General features: G+C 41.9%; 23 protein-coding genes. 16 read left to right on the top strand and 7 right to left on the bottom strand.

The features are described from left to right. Window positions 1-9 precede the first annotated feature (9 nt). Together CD00_RS0110995 and CD00_RS0110990 are read left to right on the top strand one after the other, a co-directional pair. Window positions 10-411: a (deoxy)nucleoside triphosphate pyrophosphohydrolase gene (locus CD00_RS0110995; protein ID WP_026656021.1), complete on the top strand. Its 402-nt coding sequence runs from the start codon at window positions 10-12 to the stop codon at window positions 409-411. Window positions 412-540: 129 nt separating this feature from the next. Beyond that, on the top strand, window positions 541-1,656 hold the full coding sequence (locus CD00_RS0110990; RefSeq protein WP_026656020.1) for a 5-methyltetrahydropteroyltriglutamate--homocysteine S-methyltransferase: 1,116 nt from the start codon (window positions 541-543) through the stop codon (window positions 1,654-1,656). Between the two features lie 61 nt (window positions 1,657-1,717). Here the strand turns inward: CD00_RS0110990 and CD00_RS0110985 are convergent, their stop codons facing one another. Next, complete coding sequence (locus CD00_RS0110985; RefSeq protein WP_026656019.1) at window positions 1,718-2,443, bottom strand: hypothetical protein; 726 nt, start codon at window positions 2,441-2,443, stop codon at window positions 1,718-1,720. A gap of 109 nt (window positions 2,444-2,552) precedes the next feature. After that, window positions 2,553-2,897 (bottom strand): winged helix-turn-helix transcriptional regulator, encoded by a 345-nt coding sequence (locus CD00_RS0110980; protein ID WP_026656018.1) that lies wholly within the window; start codon window positions 2,895-2,897, stop codon window positions 2,553-2,555. Window positions 2,898-3,015: 118 nt separating this feature from the next. On the opposite strand from CD00_RS0110980, the gene CD00_RS0110975 reads away from it, so the two are divergent. From CD00_RS0110975 to CD00_RS0110960, 4 genes are all read left to right on the top strand, one after another. Further along, window positions 3,016-3,216 carry a 4Fe-4S binding protein gene (locus CD00_RS0110975; protein WP_026656017.1) on the top strand — a complete coding sequence of 67 codons (201 nt, stop codon included), beginning with the start codon at window positions 3,016-3,018 and terminating at the stop codon, window positions 3,214-3,216. Continuing rightward, window positions 3,203-3,802, top strand: coding sequence for a 4Fe-4S binding protein (locus tag CD00_RS0110970; RefSeq protein ID WP_026513292.1), 600 nt, complete (start codon window positions 3,203-3,205; stop codon window positions 3,800-3,802). Before CD00_RS0110975 ends, CD00_RS0110970 begins: the two co-directional genes overlap by 14 nt. Next, a complete protein-coding gene (locus CD00_RS0110965) occupies window positions 3,799-4,191 on the top strand; it encodes a C-GCAxxG-C-C family protein (protein ID WP_026656016.1) in 393 nt (130 codons plus the stop codon). Before CD00_RS0110970 ends, CD00_RS0110965 begins: the two co-directional genes overlap by 4 nt. A gap of 92 nt (window positions 4,192-4,283) precedes the next feature. Next, entirely contained in the window at window positions 4,284-4,952 is a 669-nt protein-coding gene (locus CD00_RS0110960; protein ID WP_051594163.1) for a CatA-like O-acetyltransferase, read from the top strand. Window positions 4,953-5,035: 83 nt separating this feature from the next. Here CD00_RS0110960 and CD00_RS0110955 read toward each other — a convergent pair whose 3' ends face one another. Further along, complete coding sequence (locus tag CD00_RS0110955; RefSeq protein WP_026656014.1) at window positions 5,036-5,566, bottom strand: GNAT family N-acetyltransferase; 531 nt, start codon at window positions 5,564-5,566, stop codon at window positions 5,036-5,038. A 159-nt stretch (window positions 5,567-5,725) separates the two neighbouring features. Between CD00_RS0110955 and CD00_RS0110950 the strand changes: the two genes are divergently transcribed. The 3 genes from CD00_RS0110950 to CD00_RS0110940 are packed head-to-tail and all read left to right on the top strand — an operon-like array spanning window position 5,726 to window position 7,936. Further along, on the top strand, window positions 5,726-6,415 hold the full coding sequence (locus CD00_RS0110950; protein WP_034462087.1) for an amino acid ABC transporter permease: 690 nt from the start codon (window positions 5,726-5,728) through the stop codon (window positions 6,413-6,415). Window positions 6,416-6,425: 10 nt separating this feature from the next. After that, the gene (locus CD00_RS0110945; protein WP_304412727.1) at window positions 6,426-7,157 is read left to right on the top strand and encodes an amino acid ABC transporter ATP-binding protein; all 732 of its coding nucleotides are present in this window, start codon (window positions 6,426-6,428) and stop codon (window positions 7,155-7,157) included. Window positions 7,158-7,183: 26 nt separating this feature from the next. After that, entirely contained in the window at window positions 7,184-7,936 is a 753-nt protein-coding gene (locus CD00_RS0110940; protein ID WP_051594162.1) for a basic amino acid ABC transporter substrate-binding protein, read from the top strand. Between the two features lie 62 nt (window positions 7,937-7,998). Here the strand turns inward: CD00_RS0110940 and panD are convergent, their stop codons facing one another. From panD to panB, 3 genes are read right to left on the bottom strand one after another with little or no spacing between them, the layout of a single operon-like run. After that, a complete protein-coding gene (gene panD / locus CD00_RS0110935; RefSeq protein ID WP_026656010.1) occupies window positions 7,999-8,391 on the bottom strand; it encodes an aspartate 1-decarboxylase in 393 nt (130 codons plus the stop codon). Window positions 8,392-8,408: 17 nt separating this feature from the next. Next, window positions 8,409-9,260: a pantoate--beta-alanine ligase gene (gene panC / locus CD00_RS0110930; RefSeq protein WP_026656009.1), complete on the bottom strand. Its 852-nt coding sequence runs from the start codon at window positions 9,258-9,260 to the stop codon at window positions 8,409-8,411. A 44-nt stretch (window positions 9,261-9,304) separates the two neighbouring features. Beyond that, on the bottom strand, window positions 9,305-10,168 hold the full coding sequence (gene panB, locus CD00_RS18095; protein WP_051594161.1) for a 3-methyl-2-oxobutanoate hydroxymethyltransferase: 864 nt from the start codon (window positions 10,166-10,168) through the stop codon (window positions 9,305-9,307). A gap of 276 nt (window positions 10,169-10,444) precedes the next feature. Here panB and CD00_RS18090 point away from each other — a divergent pair, with 276 nt between their 5' ends. From CD00_RS18090 to CD00_RS0110895, 6 genes are all read left to right on the top strand, one after another. Then, window positions 10,445-11,458, top strand: a complete 1,014-nt coding sequence (locus CD00_RS18090) for a transporter substrate-binding domain-containing protein (protein WP_081811899.1) — start codon at window positions 10,445-10,447, stop codon at window positions 11,456-11,458. Between the two features lie 138 nt (window positions 11,459-11,596). Then, window positions 11,597-12,256, top strand: a complete 660-nt coding sequence (locus CD00_RS0110915; RefSeq protein ID WP_026656008.1) for an amino acid ABC transporter permease — start codon at window positions 11,597-11,599, stop codon at window positions 12,254-12,256. A 4-nt stretch (window positions 12,257-12,260) separates the two neighbouring features. Next, window positions 12,261-12,929, top strand: a complete 669-nt coding sequence (locus CD00_RS0110910; RefSeq protein WP_026656007.1) for an amino acid ABC transporter permease — start codon at window positions 12,261-12,263, stop codon at window positions 12,927-12,929. 1 nt (window position 12,930) lies between these two features. Next, the gene (locus CD00_RS0110905; protein WP_026656006.1) at window positions 12,931-13,665 is read left to right on the top strand and encodes an amino acid ABC transporter ATP-binding protein; all 735 of its coding nucleotides are present in this window, start codon (window positions 12,931-12,933) and stop codon (window positions 13,663-13,665) included. A 220-nt stretch (window positions 13,666-13,885) separates the two neighbouring features. Beyond that, on the top strand, window positions 13,886-16,672 hold the full coding sequence (locus CD00_RS0110900) for a carbohydrate-binding protein (protein WP_026656005.1): 2,787 nt from the start codon (window positions 13,886-13,888) through the stop codon (window positions 16,670-16,672). A 228-nt stretch (window positions 16,673-16,900) separates the two neighbouring features. Further along, entirely contained in the window at window positions 16,901-17,302 is a 402-nt protein-coding gene (locus CD00_RS0110895) for a pyridoxamine 5'-phosphate oxidase family protein (RefSeq protein WP_330370404.1), read from the top strand. A gap of 73 nt (window positions 17,303-17,375) precedes the next feature. Here CD00_RS0110895 and CD00_RS0110890 read toward each other — a convergent pair whose 3' ends face one another. Then, window positions 17,376-17,627 (bottom strand): TIGR03905 family TSCPD domain-containing protein, encoded by a 252-nt coding sequence (locus CD00_RS0110890; RefSeq protein WP_026656003.1) that lies wholly within the window; start codon window positions 17,625-17,627, stop codon window positions 17,376-17,378. A gap of 130 nt (window positions 17,628-17,757) precedes the next feature. Between CD00_RS0110890 and CD00_RS0110885 the strand changes: the two genes are divergently transcribed. Continuing rightward, window positions 17,758-17,991, top strand: coding sequence for a GlsB/YeaQ/YmgE family stress response membrane protein (locus CD00_RS0110885; protein WP_026656002.1), 234 nt, complete (start codon window positions 17,758-17,760; stop codon window positions 17,989-17,991). The last annotated feature ends 35 nt before the right edge of the window (window positions 17,992-18,026 follow it).

Genomic DNA, 18,026 nt, shown 5'->3' with positions numbered 1-18,026 from the left:
GGAGCAAAAATGAAAACCATACGTGTAGTTGCGGCAGTAATAAAAGCAGAAAATGAAGAAGGACAGCCAATAATATTTGCAACCCAGAGGGGATATGGCGAATATAAGGATGGATGGGAATTTCCAGGTGGAAAGATTGAAGAAGGTGAGACACCACAGGAGGCTCTAAAACGAGAAATTCGTGAGGAACTTGATACAGAAATAAGTGTTGGTGAGTTAATTGATACCATCGAATATGATTATCCGGCTTTTCACTTATCAATGGATTGTTTTTGGTCAGACATTCTGAAGGGAAATTTGGTTCTAAATGAACACGAAGCATCAAGATGGCTTACAAAGGAACAACTTGGGGACGTTGATTGGCTTCCGGCGGACATTACATTGATTGATGCAATCAAAGAAGCATTATAGAATTTAACTCCTAACATCTCCTTTCCATAGATAAAATCTATCGATAACTCAATGAAAAATATATTATACCTATCACCATGGTAGGTATATTATTTTGCCTATAATACTAGCTTGAAGAGGAGATATAAGATGAGTAGTTTACAGACACCGTTCAGATATGATTTTGTTGGAAGCTTTTTGAGGCCTAAGGCGCTTAAGGATGCTAAGGCAGCGTTTGCTGAAGGTAATATTGGCAAGGAAGAACTTGATAAAGTTATCAATGATGAGATCACTAAGGTAGTTGCAAAGCAGAAAGAGCTTGGATTTCAGGTGATAACAGACGGAGAGTTCAGAAGAACCTTCTGGCATCTTGACTTTATGTGGGGCTTTGAAGGCGTAGAGCATAAGGCTACCGGCAAAGGAGTTGAGTTTAACGGTGAGCTGGCTGTTCTTGATGATACATATCTTGTTGGTAAGATCAAAGCAAAGGCGCATCCTTTTGTGGAATATTACAAGTTCCTTAAGCAGTTCGAGGATGAGAACACTGTCGCGAAGTATACAATTCCTGCACCTGCGCAGACTTTCCAGCAGATGATCGTGCCTGCGAACTTTGAGACCACAAGGAAGTTCTATCCTACAAACGATGAACTTATTGAAGATATCGCAAAGGCATATCGTGATGTTATAAAGCAGTTCTACGATGCGGGATGCCGTAATCTTCAGCTTGATGACTGCACATGGGGCGCGATTGTCGGTGATGCGGCTAAGCAGCGCTATAAGTCGCTTGGAATAGACCTTGAGGAGGTAAAAGAGCAGCTCCTTAGAGTGAACAATCTTTCGCTCGAAGGAAAGCCTGCCGACATGGTGATCAATTCACATATCTGCAGAGGCAATTACCACTCAACCTATTTCACCAGCGGACCTTATGATACCGTTGCTGATTATGTGTTTGCAAAAGAGAATGTGAATGCGCTTTTCCTTGAGTACGATGATGAGAGATCGGGTGGATTTGCTCCGCTTTCCAAGGTTTCCGATGATAAGAAAGTTGTTCTTGGTCTTATCACAACAAAGACACCTGCGCTTGAAGATAAGCAGAAAGTTATAAACAGAATTCATGAGGCTGCAAAATATGTTCCTCTCGACAGACTTTGCCTGAGCCCGCAGTGCGGTTTTGCTTCCTGTGAGATAGGCAATAAGCTTACGGAAGAAGAGCAGTGGGCAAAGCTCAAGCTTGTTAAAGAGATTGCAGAAGAAGTGTGGGGATAACGCTTTCATAAAAAAGTGTGCGGTTTTGATAATGTTTCAAAAACGCACACGTTTTTTATAATTACTCTACAACTGTGAAGCTGATCGGTGTTGCAGCTTCATAATTCTTCCAATATTCTTTGAATTCTTTTTCGCCGCCTGTGAAATCTTTTGTATCAGCTTCATCAAGACTGTTGGTCTCTCTTAAAAATCCTAAATATGTATCACCGTCTTTAGTGATGTGATCCTTTATCATAAGACCGTCGCCGTCAGGATTTAAGAAAAGTGACTCGTAGCAATCCGTATAGCACGCATATACCATATCGTTTCCTGTCGCTATCGGATACTCTTTTTCACAGGAAAAAGCATTACCGATATTCTTAACTATGCCATTTACTTCGCCATAAAAAGCTACCTCTACTCCATGCTTCTCAGCGTCAACTGAATCTGTAATTGCAAGAACCTCGCCGTTGTAACCTTTAATCTTTATCTTTGTATATCCCTGGCCTTTTGTAAGATAAGAAATTATCTCATCATAACTCTTAAACTTATCCTTTTTTGACGCTTCCTCAACAAATGAGCTTGGCATAAAATCATCGTCTGCAGCATTATCCTCCGCTATCTCGTCAGCCGATGCCTCATCATCCGATCCTGTTTCAGCATCCGCTGTTTCAGGTTCATCTGCTTCAGGCTCGGCTACCTCTGCTGTCTCTGCCGGCTCCCCTGCGTCTTCGGATGTGCCAATCCCCGCGCATCCCGTAAATGTCAGCATTCCTGCCATAACTAAATAAGCAATTCTTTTTTTCATTTCTTTTTACTCCTCTTCTCTGTTAAAAAAATGTAAATATTGTAAAATGGCAAATAAATAATATCACACATTTGTGTTCTATCTGCGTATTTTATATTGTTTTATAAATTTACAGATTATTCTCGCCCCATCTTTTTAATTCGAGAAGAATAGGGATTAGGTTCTTGGTTTTTTTAGTAAGACTATATTCAACCCTCACAGGCATCTCATCATACTGCTTTCTCTCAACTAGGCCGTCCGCTTCAAGTTCTTTTAATGAATTGGCCAGCATCGTATTGGTGATTCCGTGTATTGAACGGCTCAATTCTCCGTATCTGACAACTTCATTCTTGTCGATGACGCATAAGATCATAATTTTCCACTTACCGCCGACGGTATCAATAACCTTTTTTAATCCGCAACCTTTTCCTGCGATATCTTCACATAATAGCTCATGATTCTCTTTTTTTCTCATAGTATACTTTTCCTTACCAGATAACTAATAACTGCGTACTTGATATAAAAATTATACCACATATAATAAAAGCATCGAGCAGGAAAAACAAGTAGATTTTGAGATAAGGAGATTTATTATGAGAAAGGCTGCTGTTGATACAAACAGATGTGTAGCCTGCGGAGTATGCGCGTTGCAATGTCCGAGGGAAGCGATTGACATTTATAGAGGTATTTATGCGGTTGTTGATGTTTCTAAATGCGTGGGATGCGGTATATGCGAAAAAGCTTGTCCGGCAGGATCTGTAAAAGTAGTGGAGGTGCAAGATGGTATTAAATAAGAAAAAGCAATGGTACGACTATCTTTGGATATGGACGATCATTTATTTTGCACTCGGATTCTTTAATATCTTATTTGCCTGGCTTGGAATGATAGATTTCATACTTCCTCTTATCTTTGCGATAGTCGGTGGAAATAAATGGTTTTGTAATCACATGTGCGGCAGAGGTCAGCTTTTCTGGGTACTTGGAAGGAATCTTAAGTGCTCACGAAAAAAGCCGGCGCCTAAGTGGATTTCCTCAAAGTGGTTCAGATATGGATTCCTCACATTTTTTATGACAATGTTTGGAACTATGATATTTCAGACCTATCTTGTGTTCTCGGGAGCGGAGTCGCTTAAGAAAGTAGTAAAGCTCTTTTGGACATTTAAAGTACCATGGAAATGGGCGTATAATGGAAGTGTCTTCCCCGATTGGGTGGCGCAGTTCGGATTTGGCTTTTACAGCCTTATGCTGACATCCACTCTGATAGGACTGATAGTGATGGCAATGTACAAAGAGAGAACCTGGTGTTCTTTCTGTCCAATGGGAACAATGACACAGGGCATTTGCAAGATAAAGGCAAAGAAAGGTAGGGAGAATTTATGACATTAGAAGAAAGAGCTGAGAGGGCTGTGGAGCTTAAAAATTCCGGAATGTATAACTGTGCACAGGCAGTGACTGCGGCTTTGGCAGATCAGACAGGACTTACGGAGGAACAGCTCAAACAGGTATCTGCCGGATTCTGTGCTGGAATGGGCAATCTTGAAGCAACCTGTGGAGCCTTGATTGGTGCAGGAATGATAGCAGGCCTCAAGACAGAAGGCAAAGGGACTCTTGGAGTTACCAAGCAGATTCAGGAAGAGTTTGGCAAAAGATGTGGCGCATTAAAATGCAAAGAGCTAAAGACCGTCACAGACGGTAAACCGCTGTGCCCCTGCGAAGACTGCGTGAGAAATGCGGTTATGATCTATGGAGAGACAATGGGCCTGAAATAGGGAGAAAAAGAGTATAAGAAATACTATGAAAACTATTTATCTGCAACGCCTATAGATTTTACACCTGTAGATTGAGGAAAAGGATAAAGATAATGTATAAGAATATTGACATGACAACATATCCGAGGAAGGAGCATTTTGACCATTTTCGCAATATGGAATATCCTTTTGTGACGATGACGGTTCAGGTTGATATCTCGGATTGGATAAAAAGGCTTAAAGAAGCGAAATATTCTCTTTTCCTTTGTTTCCAGTATGCGGTTGCGCGCGCGGCCAACAGCGTTCCGGAGTTCAGGCAGAGAATAGAGGGAGACGGGATCATAGAATACGACTATTGCAATCCTTCTTATACAGTGGCGCTTCCTGATGAAACGTACAGATATTGCATGGTTAACACCAATCAGCCTCTTAATGACTATCTGGCAGAAGCAAAGATAAAGCAGGAGAAAGCCCTTAATGCGGAACATTTGGAGGAAGAGGGAGAAGCTCGAAGCCACCTGTTTACATCTTGTGTTCCGTGGCAGGATTTTACAGGGGGAACTATGCCTTATCCCGATTCGAAATTCTCAATACCGAATGTTGTCTGGGGCAAATACAAGACGGAGAAGTATCTTGCACTTGAAGATGGCAAAGTTACAGAAAAAGAAAAGATAACCATACCTGTAGTTGTTTTTGTAAATCATGCGATTATTGACGGTTTGCATATATCCAAGTTCTATGCGAACCTGGATGCGGAACTTTCCGGAATGCAATTTAAGTAGTTTATTAGAATGTAGTTTTTAAAGGAAACAGTAATTGAAAAAGAAAGAGTGATCATCCGATAAAGGGTAATCACTCTTTTTCCTTAAGTGTTTTTTCGTTTTGCCTCGAGAATTATCATATCTTTCCGTTCGCCGTCTGTACATTCGACGTCATGTAAAATCATGCATGGGAGCATTCCTGCTTTTATGTGAATAACAAGTGAGGGAATATTGTCACAAAAGATACTGCTGATTATCCTGTCGACTTCGAATTTTTCAAAGCCGAGTTCCATACTAAGCTGCGCGGTTTCTTTTCCGTATCCTTTTCCGATGGTATCATCTTCGCCGATGAACAGGCCGTATTCAATCTGTCTGTCGGAAAGCTTGTAATCTTTAAAAACAACGGAACCGATAGCGCGGTCATTGTTGTTAAGTTCGCATATCATGTATTGGAATACGTTTTTGGTCTGTACTTGCTCTTTGTAGTATTTCTGCTGAGCTTCGAGAGAGAATTTTTCGCGGTAAACATAGCGTTCTCTCACTCTTTCGTTATTTCTCCATTCAACGATTTTTTCACAATCATCGATTTTCATTTTCCTGAGGCCGATTGTCTTCCCTACGATGTCGTATTTCAATTTATGTCTACCTCCATAATTTACAATGGTAACACGTAATAAGGTGTCGGTAAAGGATTTTGCAAACTTCCCGATAATTGCGATATTGGTTGTAAATATTGTAAAATTGATGATTATATGGTATTTTTCATTAGGAATTTACTGGGAGAAGTTGATTGTATGAAAGAATGGTTTGCTAAACTGGCTGAGGATTTCAGCCGTTGTTTCATTGAAGAGAACAGATACATGATGCTGATAGACGGTATCGGAGTGACTGTTAAGGTTTCGCTCGTTGCCGTTGCGATAGGTATTGTAATAGGTTTTTTGATCGCGATGTGCAACATGTCTTTTAATAAAATACTGAAGACTATCGGCACAATATATACGGATGTCATAAGAGGAACACCTTCCGTTACACAGCTTATGATTATCTATTTCGTTGTATTTGCAAGCGTTCGCTGGCCCAAGTGGATCATCGCGGCGATCGCATTCGGAATAAATTCGGGTGCGTATGTTTCGGAGATTGTCCGTGCAGGTATTCAGTCGATCGATAAAGGACAGACCGAAGCGGGCAGATCGCTTGGTCTCAACGCAAGACAGACACTGATGGGAATCGTTGTTCCACAGGCTATCAAGAATATTTTTCCCGCACTTTGCAATGAGTTTATCGTTCTTATAAAAGAAACTGCTATCGTCGGATACGTTGGCCTTATGGATATTCAGAAGGCGGGCGATTTCATAAAGAGTTCTACATTCCTGGCATTTATGCCTTTGATCGGCACAGCAGTAATATATTATGTACTGATCAAGCTGCTGACACTTGCACTTAAGAGAGTTGAGAATACTCTTCGTAAGTCTGATGTACGATGAGGAGAATGCCATGAGTGATATGATTGAAGTAAAGAATCTTAAAAAGAAATTTGAAAACTTGGAAGTTTTAAACGGCATCACCACTTCCATTAAACAGGGCGAAGTGGTAGTTGTCATAGGTCCCTCGGGCTCAGGTAAGAGCACATTTTTGCGTTGTCTTAACAGACTTGAGGAGATCACAGACGGTGAGGTTTTCCTTGATGGGCAAAAGATAAACGATCCGGCGACGGATATCAACAAGATCCGCCAGAAGATGGGAATGGTATTCCAGCATTTCAATCTTTTTCCACATATGACTATCATGGACAATATCACCTATGCACCGGTCAAGCTCGGTAAGATGACTAAGCCTGATGCAGAGAAGAAGGCTAAAGAGCTACTTGAGAGAGTTGGCCTTTCGGAAAAAGCCGACAATTATCCCATTCAGCTTTCCGGTGGACAGAAACAGCGTGTTGCTATAGCAAGGGCGCTTGCGATGGAACCGGAAGTAATGCTTTTTGACGAACCCACATCGGCACTTGATCCTGAGATGGTAGGAGAAGTTCTCGATGTTATGAAGAGACTTGCAGAGACAGGAATGACGATGGTTATCGTTACTCACGAGATGGGATTTGCAAGGGAAGTTGCGAACAGAGTTCTTTTCATGGATGAGGGAGTCATCATGGAGGAAGGAACTCCGGAACAGATATTCAGCCACCCGACCTGCGACAGAGCAAAGTTGTTCTTGAGCAAGGTCTTATAAATACAAAGGCAAAAAGGGAGATAAAAATGAAAAAGAGAATATTGTCAGTTGCACTTATTTTGGTAATGGGTATCCTTGCACTTACAGGATGCGGTTCTTCGTCTTCAGACAAGATCGTGTTTGGAACAAATGCGGAATTCCCGCCTTTTGAGTTCAAATCAACAAACGGTGTTATTGATGGTTATGACGGAATCGACATGGCTATCGCAGCTAAGATCGGTGAGAATGCAGGAAAAGAAGTTGAGATTGCCAACATGGAATTCGATTCACTTCTTGTTGCCATTCAGAACGGTCAGATTGACGCTGCAATTGCAGGTATGACTGCTACGGAAGAGAGAGCCAAGACAGTTGATTTCTCAACTCCTTACTATACAGCAACACAGGTTATGGTTGTAAAAGAGGGTTCTGATATCAAGACTGCCGCAGATATGGAAGGTAAATCAATTGCGGTTGTTCAGGGATATACAGGTGAGACTGTTGTAAAAGATCTCGGATATCAGTACGAAGCATTCAAGAAAGGAACAGAGTGCATCCTTGAGCTTGTAAACGGTAAATGTGATGTGGTTGTTATTGATTCCGCAACTGCAAAAGATTATGTCGGAGACAACGAAGGTCTTGTTATCGTTGAAGATCCGAGTGCTTTTGAGTCTGAGGAATATGCTATCGCAGTTAAGAAGGGTAACACAGAGCTTCTTAATACTATCAACGAAGCAATCGATAAGATGCTCGCTGACGGAACAATTTCAGAGTTTGCAGCAAAGTATGCCGATGCTGAATAAAGAATTTTAGATGATCACAGGGCTGTCGCTATAGCGGCAGCCCTGTTTGTCTAAGTAGATATTTATGTCATATCTGTGAGTTTTCCGTGTTTCTCATATCTTGTGATGCGCGCCGGTTTGTTGGACTCATCCACAAATACTACGGTAGGTTTGTGAGTCTTTGCTTCCTGTGAATCAATTGTGCAGTAGGACATGATTATCACATTGTCGCCGACGCACACTTGCCTGGCGGCCGCGCCGTTAAGGCAGATCATTCCGCTTCCCGCTTCTCCTGCAATGGTGTATGTCTCGAAGCGGTTCCCGTTCTGCACATCGACAATCTGAACCTGCTCGTATTCAAGGATTCCCGCAGCTTCCATAAGAGAGCTGTCGATGGTGATACTTCCTATATAATCAAGCTCGGCATGAGTTACGGTCGCACGATGAATTTTTCCTTTTAACATGGTTATATTCATATGCACATCCTTCCTCATCAGGCCAAAGAGTCAACGAAGAAATTGTCGATGAGTCTTGTCTTTCCTATATAAACAGCAAGTGCTGTAAGGATAGGACCTTCGATCGTTTCAACGGGCTGAAGTTTTTCAGAATCTACAAGTTCTACATAATCAATCTTGGCAAGAGGCTCGGATTCGATTATCTCTTTGATAGCAGCGATAACTTTCTTTGCGCTTTTTTCACCGCTTCGGACCATTTCTTCGCCCTTTGTAAGTGCCTTGTGAAGGATTAGAGCAGCGCTTCTTTCTGCCTGATTCAGATATGTGTTCCTTGAGCTTTTGGCAAGTCCGTCTTTTTCCCTTATGATAGGGCATCCGATTATCTCTATGTTGTAGTTGAGATCGGAAACCATCTTACGAACAATTGCAAGCTGTTGGAAATCTTTTTCTCCAAAGTATGCTCTGTCTGCCTCTGCAATGTTGAAAAGCTTGGTCACGACTGTGCATACACCGTTAAAGTGCGTGGGGCGGCTCTTTCCGCAGAGCCCCTTGGAAAGTGTATCTACGCCGACATGTGAGAAGAACGTATCGCCATACATCTCAGTCGGTTCGGGATGGAAGATAAGATCGGCGCCAAGTCTGTCGCATAGCTTGCAATCGGCTTCGAAGTCTCTGGGATAAGTTGCAAGATCTTCATTTGCACCGAACTGGATCGGGTTTACGAAGTCACTTACGATTACCTTGTCATTTTCTGCAACGGCTTTTTTTATAAGGCTTGCGTGACCTTCATGAAGATAGCCCATTGTAGGAACAAGTCCTATGGAGTAGCCTGCTTTCTTCCATTCTTTTACATGTTCTTTTACTTCATCTATTGTTTCTGTAATTATCATTTGATTGTCCTCTCTATGATGCTTTATGTGTTTTTGATAAATAATCAGATTGCACGTGCTTCATCATGTATTGCGAAATCAGGAGCGATAGCGCTTATAACATCATCATCAATTGCAAAAGAATGTTCTTTTGAAGGGTATTCGCCCGCTTTCACAGCTTCATCGTAAGCACTGAAAGCTTCCTTCATTTCTTTTCCAATCTGTGCGAACTGCTTTACGAACTTGGGCTTGATACCTTCGAACATGCCAAGCATATCCTGATAAACAAGTACCTGTCCGTCGCATCCGGCACCTGCGCCTATTCCGATCGTAGGAATGGTCAGACGTTTTGTTATAAGTGTTGCAAGTTTTTCGGGAATACATTCGAGAACTACCATGAATGCGCCGGCTTTCTCTACTGCGAGTGCATCTTCGAGAATTTGCTTTGCCTGCGCTTCGTTTTTGCCTTGTACTTTGAAACCGCCGAAGGCATTGACGGACTGAGGAGTCAGTCCAAGATGTGCGACCACGGGAATGTCCGCTTTGGTGATTGCTTCAATCTGTTCACAGACCTTAGCTCCGCCTTCAAGTTTAACAGCCTGCGCGTGGCCTTCTTTCATGAGTCTGCCGGCATTTGCGACGGCATCATAGATTGATGTCTGATATGACATAAAGGGCATATCAGCGATTAGGAAGGTGTTCTTTAAACCTCTTGAAACGGCTGCGGTATGATGGATCATGTCTTCCATGGTGACGGGAAGAGTGTCGTCATAACCGAGCATGGTCATTCCGAGAGAGTCGCCTATCAGCACTGTGTCTACGCCTGCCGCCTCCATAAGGCATGCGGTAGTGTAGTCGTAGCATGTGAGCATGCTGATTCTACGGCCTTCCAACTTTTGTTGTTGTAACGTCGTTACTGTCTTCTTCATTTTTTTACCTCTTTTCCATACAAGCCTTGATCGTTCAAGGTCTCATTGTTTTAGGGCTTCGATGTAACTATATCAGACATGAGTTGCATATTCCAGCACTAATTGTCCGGATATAACCGTAACCTATCAGGAGATATAAAGATTAGCTATCGAAAAACCTATTGACCTAATAGGTAATTGGAAGTAATATTTGTTCAGTGATTACGAAACGGACCCGTTAAAAAATCTGACAGTAAAGTTCAATTGGAAAATTTAAGTTTTGAGGAGAGTAACATTATGAAAAAGAACAATTTGAAAAAATTATTAGTTGCAACACTTACACTTGCACTTGGAGCAGCAACACTTACAGGATGCGGTTCCGCTTCTGCTAAAGATGGTTCTGCAGAGCAGACAAGCAGCGAAGCTCCTGCAGCACAGGAACAGAGCACAGACAAAGTATACAGAACACTTGATGAGATCAAGGAGAGTGGCGAGATCAACATCGGAGTTTTCTCAGATAAGAACCCCTTTGGATATGTTGATGAGAACGGTGAATATCAGGGATATGATGTTTACTTCGCAAATAAGCTCGGTGAGGATCTCGGTGTAAAGATCAACTTCGTATCAACAGAGGCAGCAAGCAGAGTTGAATACCTTGAGACAGGTAAGGTTGATATCGTACTTGCAAACTTCACGGTTACAGAAGAAAGAGCAGAAAAAGTTGACTTCGCGCTTCCTTATATGAATGTAGCTCTCGGAGTTGTATCGCCCAAAGCAAATGTAATTAAGGACCTCAGTGAGATCAAGCCTGACGATCAGGTTATCGTTATCTCAGGAACAACAGCAGAGACATATCTTGAAAAGAACTATCCCGACATCAAGCTCCAGAAGTTTGATACATATGCAACAGCAAAGACTTCTTTTGAAAACGGAACAGGCGTAGCTTGGGCAAATGACAACACAGAGGTTATTGCATATGCGATCGAGAATGAGGGATATGAAGTAGGTATTCCTTCACTCGGAAGCCAGGATACTATCGCACCTGCAGTATCTAAGGGCAACACAACACTTCTTGACTGGATCAACGGTGAGATCGAGACACTTGGAAAAGAGAACTTCTTCCATGCAGATTATGAGGCAACTCTTATTGATACATACGGCAAAGATTATGAGGAAACACTCGTAGTTGAGGGCGGAAAGGTCGCCGATGCCGCAGAAGCTTCATCTGACGCTTCATCAGCTTCTTCAGAGGATGCAGGCACAGCAGCTTCAGATGCAGAAGCTTCAACAGAGGCTTCATCTGCACAGTAAAGTACATGAATTAAATTGCAGAAATCCGCACCGGTTGCGGATTTTGTAAGAACATGATTCAAGATATCATAACCGGTAACATAAAGGAGGGAGAGCTTGCGGGCTCTCCCAATACTTGTTTTTAAAAGGAAACACAACATGAACTTAGACGTTATTATTTCCTATATTCCACTATATATAGAAGCATTTTTCTTAACGATAAGGATCGGATGGCTTGGTATATTGTTTGCGTTGGCCATAGGACTTGTTGTCGCATTTATCACGCACTTTAAGATTCCGTTTCTGTCTGGGATAGCGCTTGTGTATATCGAGCTTTTCAGAAATACACCGCTTCTTGTGCAGCTTTTTTTCATATACTTCGGACTTCCGAAAGTAGGGCTGTCGATATCTGCGGAGGCGTGCGGATTTGTCGGGATTGGGCTTCTTGGCGGAAGTTACATGGCTGAAGTATTTAGGAGCGGACTTGAGAGCGTGCCGAATTCACAGACAGAGAGCGCGCTCGCACTTGGATTATCAAGGAAACAGCTCTTTTTATCGGTAATACTGCCGCAGGCAATCTCGCAGAGCGTTCCGGGAATACTGGCAAATGTCATTTTCCTTCTCAAAGAGACAAGTGTCTTTTCTGCGATAAGCCTTATGGATCTTATGTTTACGGCAAAAGACCTGATAGGACTTTACTACGATACGAAGGAAGCGCTGTTCCTGCTGGTTATTTTCTATATAATAATGCTGCTTCCCGTTTCGGTGATAGGAAGCTTTATTGAGAAAAAGGCAAGATTTAGGACGTTAGGAGTGTGAGCATATGGGATTTGAAGTTTTATTAAAAGGAAATAATATGATAAGGCTCCTGACGGGACTTGCAGTTTCGCTGAAGATAAGTTTTATATCCGTTGCGATAAGTATCGCGCTTGGCGCCGTTCTGGGAATATTGATGACATTCAAGAATCCGGTGATCAATGCGGTTTCGAGAGTGTATCTTGAGATTGTAAGGATAATGCCGCAGATGGTGCTTCTTTTCATCGTGTACTTCGGGACCACGAAAGCACTGGGAATCAATCTGGAGGCAGAGACGGCTGCCGTCATCGTGTTCTCGTTCTGGGGAACGGCTGAGATGGCGGACCTTGTTCGAGGCGCACTTCTGAGCATACCTGTGATCCAGTACGAAAGCAGCATATCGCTTGGACTTAACAGATTTCAGACGTACAGATATGTTATCGTGCCGCAGATCATAAGGTGCATGATACCGCTGTCGATAAACCTGATCACGAGAATGATAAAGACTACTAGCCTTGTTATGATGATAGGAATCGTAGAGGTGCTCAAAGTTGGACAGCAGATAATCGAGGCAAACAGGAAAGCATCGCCCACGGCGGCGTTTGGAATATTCCTTGTAATATTTTTGCTATACTTTATGGCATGCTGGCCGATCAGTATGCTTTCAAGATATTTAGAGAAGAAATGGGAGAACTGATATGGAAGAGATACTCAAAGTAAATAATGTATGCAAAAGATATGAAGACATAACAGTTTTCGAGAATATGAATCTTACGGTAAAAAGAGGCGAAGTTGTGGTTATCGTCGGCCCTTCGGGCTGCGGAAAAAGTACGTTTCTGAGATGCCTTAACGCTCTTGAAAATATACAGGACGGAGAGATTTTGCTGGACGGTGAGAAGGTTTATGCTGCGAGCAAGAATATCGGAAATATCAGGGAAAAAGCGGGGATGGTATTTCAGAGCTACGATCTTTTCCCGCATCTTACGGTACTTCAGAATCTTATGCTTGCACCTGTAAAGGTTAAGAAGAGAGATAAGAAGGAAGTTGAAAAGGAGGCGCTGACTTTACTTGAGAGAGTAGGTCTTTTGACCAAAAAAGACAGTTTCCCCAGGCAGTTGTCAGGCGGACAGAAGCAGAGAGTTGCGATAGTAAGGGCGCTTATCATGCATCCTGAGATACTTCTTCTCGATGAGATAACGGCCGCGCTCGATCCTGAGATGGTACACGAGGTCCTCGAAGTTGTTCTTTCACTGGCAAAAGAAGGGCGGACAATGATAATCGTGACGCATGAAATGCAGTTTGCAAGAGCTGTTGCGGACCGAATGGTGTTCATTGATAATGGAAGAATTGTTGAAGAAGGAAGCCCCGAAGAGTTTTTTGAAAATCCGAAGTCGGATAGATTGAAGCAATTTTTGCAGACATTCTCGTATTGAATACTATATTAATAACAACTTTATTTGATACAATCCGACGTTAAAAGAAAAGTAACAAATTTTCACCAAAAAGCAATAATTGGGCAGGCGAAAGCAATATTTGACAAGTCGTCTTAAACGTTTACTGCTATAATTTGTCTTATCCTAACAAATATTAAAGAATATTTAATATATAAAAATATTTGTAAGGAATAAGTTTACAAAATGTGGAGGTACATGTATGAAAAGACAAATGACGGTTTTATCAAGTATTGCCATGGGGGGCTTACTGGTACTTAACAACAGCGTAGATGTTAATGCGGCACCTGCGCTTAATCCTTATAACGGGGTAGAAGCAGAAGTTAATTTCGGACAGTCAGGAACAAAGGTTGTTACTGATGGGGATGTCAAGGCGGTATCAAGTATTGATTCCGGTGATTATTTTATAGTAAAGGATGTTAACTTTTCTAAGGGAGTATCAAAGTTCAAGGTAAATGCAAAGGCTGATTCAGCTTCACTTCTTGAAATCAGAGAAGGCGGTGCTGACGGTGACGTCATCGCAAATATTAAAATTGGTGCAACAAAGGGCGAATATAAAGAGTTCGTGATCGATTCATCAGTGAAGATTGATGGTAAGAAGACCATTGCTTTTGTTGGAAAGATGGGAACTATAGCTATTGATAAATGGTCAGCTGTAGAGGCATCTTCAGAGGATGAAGCTAAGACAGAGTTCCCTGTTGATTCTGAGACAGGAAAGACAGGTGAAGGAGATTTTGTTTCACCTTATGATGTAATCAAGACAGAAGAGGTTTCTAAGGACTCTAAGGGAATCGAGCAGCAGGATAATAAGGACACAAAGGTTCTTACAAGCCTTGAGAAGGACGACTACTATGTAGTACACAACCTTACTTTTGATAAGGGTGTAGCTGCATTTAATATTTCACTTAAGTCTGATGAGCCTTCAGCATTAGAAATCAGAGCTGACGGCGTTGAAGGAACAGTACTTGGTAAGGTTAAAGTTACTTCTACAGACGGCGAGTACAAGACAGTAACAGTAAAGGCAGAGGAGAACGATATTACAGGAACTCATGCCGTTGTATTCGTAGGTAAGGCAGGTAACGTAAGCATTGAGAGCTGGAAGGCATTACATGCACCCGGCGCTAAGACAGATGATAAGACAAAGACTCCTGATAAGGATACACAGGGAGACAATAACAAAGAGCCTGAGAAGGTTGAAGATACAACAGGAAAGACAGGAACAGGAGCAACTCTTTTCCCTTACAATGAAATTTCAACAGATGTAAATTATGGTGAGACAAAGGGCATTGAATATGTAGATTACAACGGAAAGAAGGTAGTTTCAAGCCTTGGTTCCGGTGACTACTTCACAATAAAGGATGTAGATTTCAAGAAGGGCGTTGCTACAATGTTCATAAATGCAAAGTCTGACAAGCCTGCTATGGTAGAGCTTAGAGAAGGCGGCGCAGACGGAAAAGTGCTCGGAACATTTAAGATCAATTCTACAGACGGAAAATATGAGACATTCAGCGTACAGGTTGATGGACTTACAGGAAAGCATACAATCGCATTCGTAGGAAAGCTTGGAAATACAAGCATTGCAAGCTGGAAGGCAATGAGCGCACCTGAGAAGAAGGATGATGTAACACCTACACCTACTCCAACACCTACACCGGATAAGCCGGAGGATACAACAGGAAAGACAGGAACAGGAGCAACTCTTTTCCCTTACAATGAAATCTCAACAGATGTAAATTACGGTGAGACAAAGGGCATTGAATATGTAGATTACAACGGAAAGAAGGTAGTTTCAAGCCTTGGTTCCGGTGACTACTTCACAATAAAGGATGTAGATTTCAAGAAGGGCGTTGCTACAATGTTCATAAATGCAAAGTCTGACAAGCCTGCTATGGTAGAGCTTAGAGAAGGTGGCGCAGACGGAAAAGTGCTCGGAACATTTAAGATCAATTCTACAGACGGAAAATATGAGACATTCGGCGTACAGGTTGATGGACTTACAGGAAAGCATACAATCGCATTCGTAGGAAAGCTTGGAAATACAAGCATTGCAAGCTGGAAGGCAATGAGCGCACCTGAGAAGAAGGATGATGTAACACCTACTCCTACTCCAACACCTACTCCTACACCTGAGAAGACAGAGGATACAAAGAGTGGTTCAGGATCAACTCTTTTCCCTTACAACGAGATCTCAACAGGCGTTAACTATGGTGAGACAAAGGGCATTGAGTATGTAGATTACGATGGAAAGAAAGTTGTTTCAAGCCTTGGAGCAGATGATTACTTCACAGTAACTGATGTAGATTTCAAGAAGGGCGCAACATCAATCACTATCAGTGCAAAGGCAGATAAGCCCGCTGTTGTCGAGATCAGAGACGGTGGCGTTGACGGAAAGGCACTTGGAAATATCAAGATTGCCAATACAAACGGTAAATATGCAACTTATACATTGAAGTTTGATAATATTACAGGAAGACATACACTTGCATTTGTTGGTAAAGTTGGTGATGTAAGTATTGCAAGCTGGAAGGCAAGCGTAGATGATCAGGGTAACGGAAGCACACCTACTCCCACACCTACACCTACTCCCACACCTACACCCACACCTACACCAACACCAACACCCACTCCAACACCTACACCTACACCGGCACCCGATAACGGAAACGGTGGAAGCACAGAGACACCTACACCCGCTAAGTCAAACCTTACACTTTCTCACACTGTAAATGACTGGGGTTCAGGATATCTCGTAGATTTCAGAGTAAGCAATAACTCAGGTGAGACAGTAAACGGCTGGAAGCTCAGAATCAAGAAGGATGGAATCAAGATCAACCAGAGCTGGTGCATGGAAGTCAAGGAAGAAGGCGATTATTATGTAATTACTCCTTTCTTCTGGAATGCATACATCGAGAACGGTAACTTCATCTCATTCGGTATTATTGGACAGGGCACAGCACCCAGAACAATAACATATGAGTTTGTAAAATAATTTAAGAAGTTTAATAAAGATAATTGAATTGAAATAGAAAGTAAAAAGCTGATACGAAACCGGAAGCTCCTCTCTACTGTGAAAAACAGTGAGAGGAGTTTTCTGCGTATAGCAATTTATAAGGAAATTCTTACATAATTTAATCAAGTTTGTATATTTACACATCTTTTTTTTTATACTAACATGAACTTTGTGAAATAAAATGATGTACATTTGGAGGGTAGATAAATGTCAGATATTAAGAAAGTATATGATTTTTTAAATGATGCAGGGACTTATTATCTCGCTACTGTAGACGGAGATCAGCCGAGAGTAAGACCTTTCGGCACAGTTCTATTGTCAGGTGACAAGCTCTATATTCAGACAGGTAAAGTTAAAGACGTTTCTAAGCAGCTTGCAGCAAATCCTAAGGCTGAGATCTGTGCATTTAAGGATGGCAGATGGATCCGTGTAGCCGGAGAGCTTATCAATGATGATTCTCACGATGTTAAGGTTGCAATGCTTGAGAAGATGCCTCAGCTTAACGGAATGTACAGCGCAGATGATGACAATATGCAGATGTTGTATTTCAAAAATGCGACAGCAACAATTACATCATTTACAGAGGCTCCCGTAACACTGAAGTTCTGATGAAAATTTAAAATAGCTGTTTTCAAGACTTAGTCGCTTGGAAACAGCTATTTTTTCAATAGGAAATTATAATTTAGTTTGCAAGTGCCTGTTCTACAGCGATTGCGAGCTGGTCGGCGCATGAAGTGCCTTTTCCGTTGCAATCGTTTCCTTTTAAGATGGCAACAGCTTTTTCTGCATTCATTCCTTCAAGAAGTTTGCCAACGGCAGCGGTGTTGCCGGGACATCCGCCTGTGAATTTCACATTGTGAAGTTTGCCGTCTTCGATATCAAAATCGACCTTTTTTGCACAGACACCGCGGGTCTGGTATGAATAATTCTGCATAATAGAAATCTCCTTTTTCTGATATGGATATTCTACATTTTACGTAAAAAATATCAAGTACCGAAATTTCTAAAAATGCGGTATCATATAAAATGATAGTTAACGTTTTGTTTTTTGAATGGAGGAAAAAATGGGATTGATCGGTAGTCTTATATTGGGAGCTGTTGCAGGTTTTATTGCGAGCAAGATCATGAATGAATCTTCGGGAACTCTTAAGAACATAATTCTTGGAGTTGTCGGTGGATTTGTCGGAGGATTCGTATTCGGACTTCTTGATTTAAATGCGAACGGTCTCATCGGAAGACTTTTGATATCAGTTGTAGGTGCTTGCATCTGCATTTGGGGCGGAAGAAAGCTGTTCTAAATAATCATTTTTCGTGGTCGTGGCTTATTTGCTAT

Source organism: Butyrivibrio sp. AE3003, assembly GCF_000686065.1.
Taxonomy (GTDB): domain Bacteria; phylum Bacillota; class Clostridia; order Lachnospirales; family Lachnospiraceae; genus Butyrivibrio; species Butyrivibrio hungatei_A.
The sequence above is the reverse complement of the archived record's forward strand: the minus strand, read 5'-3'. Positions and strand labels throughout refer to the sequence as shown.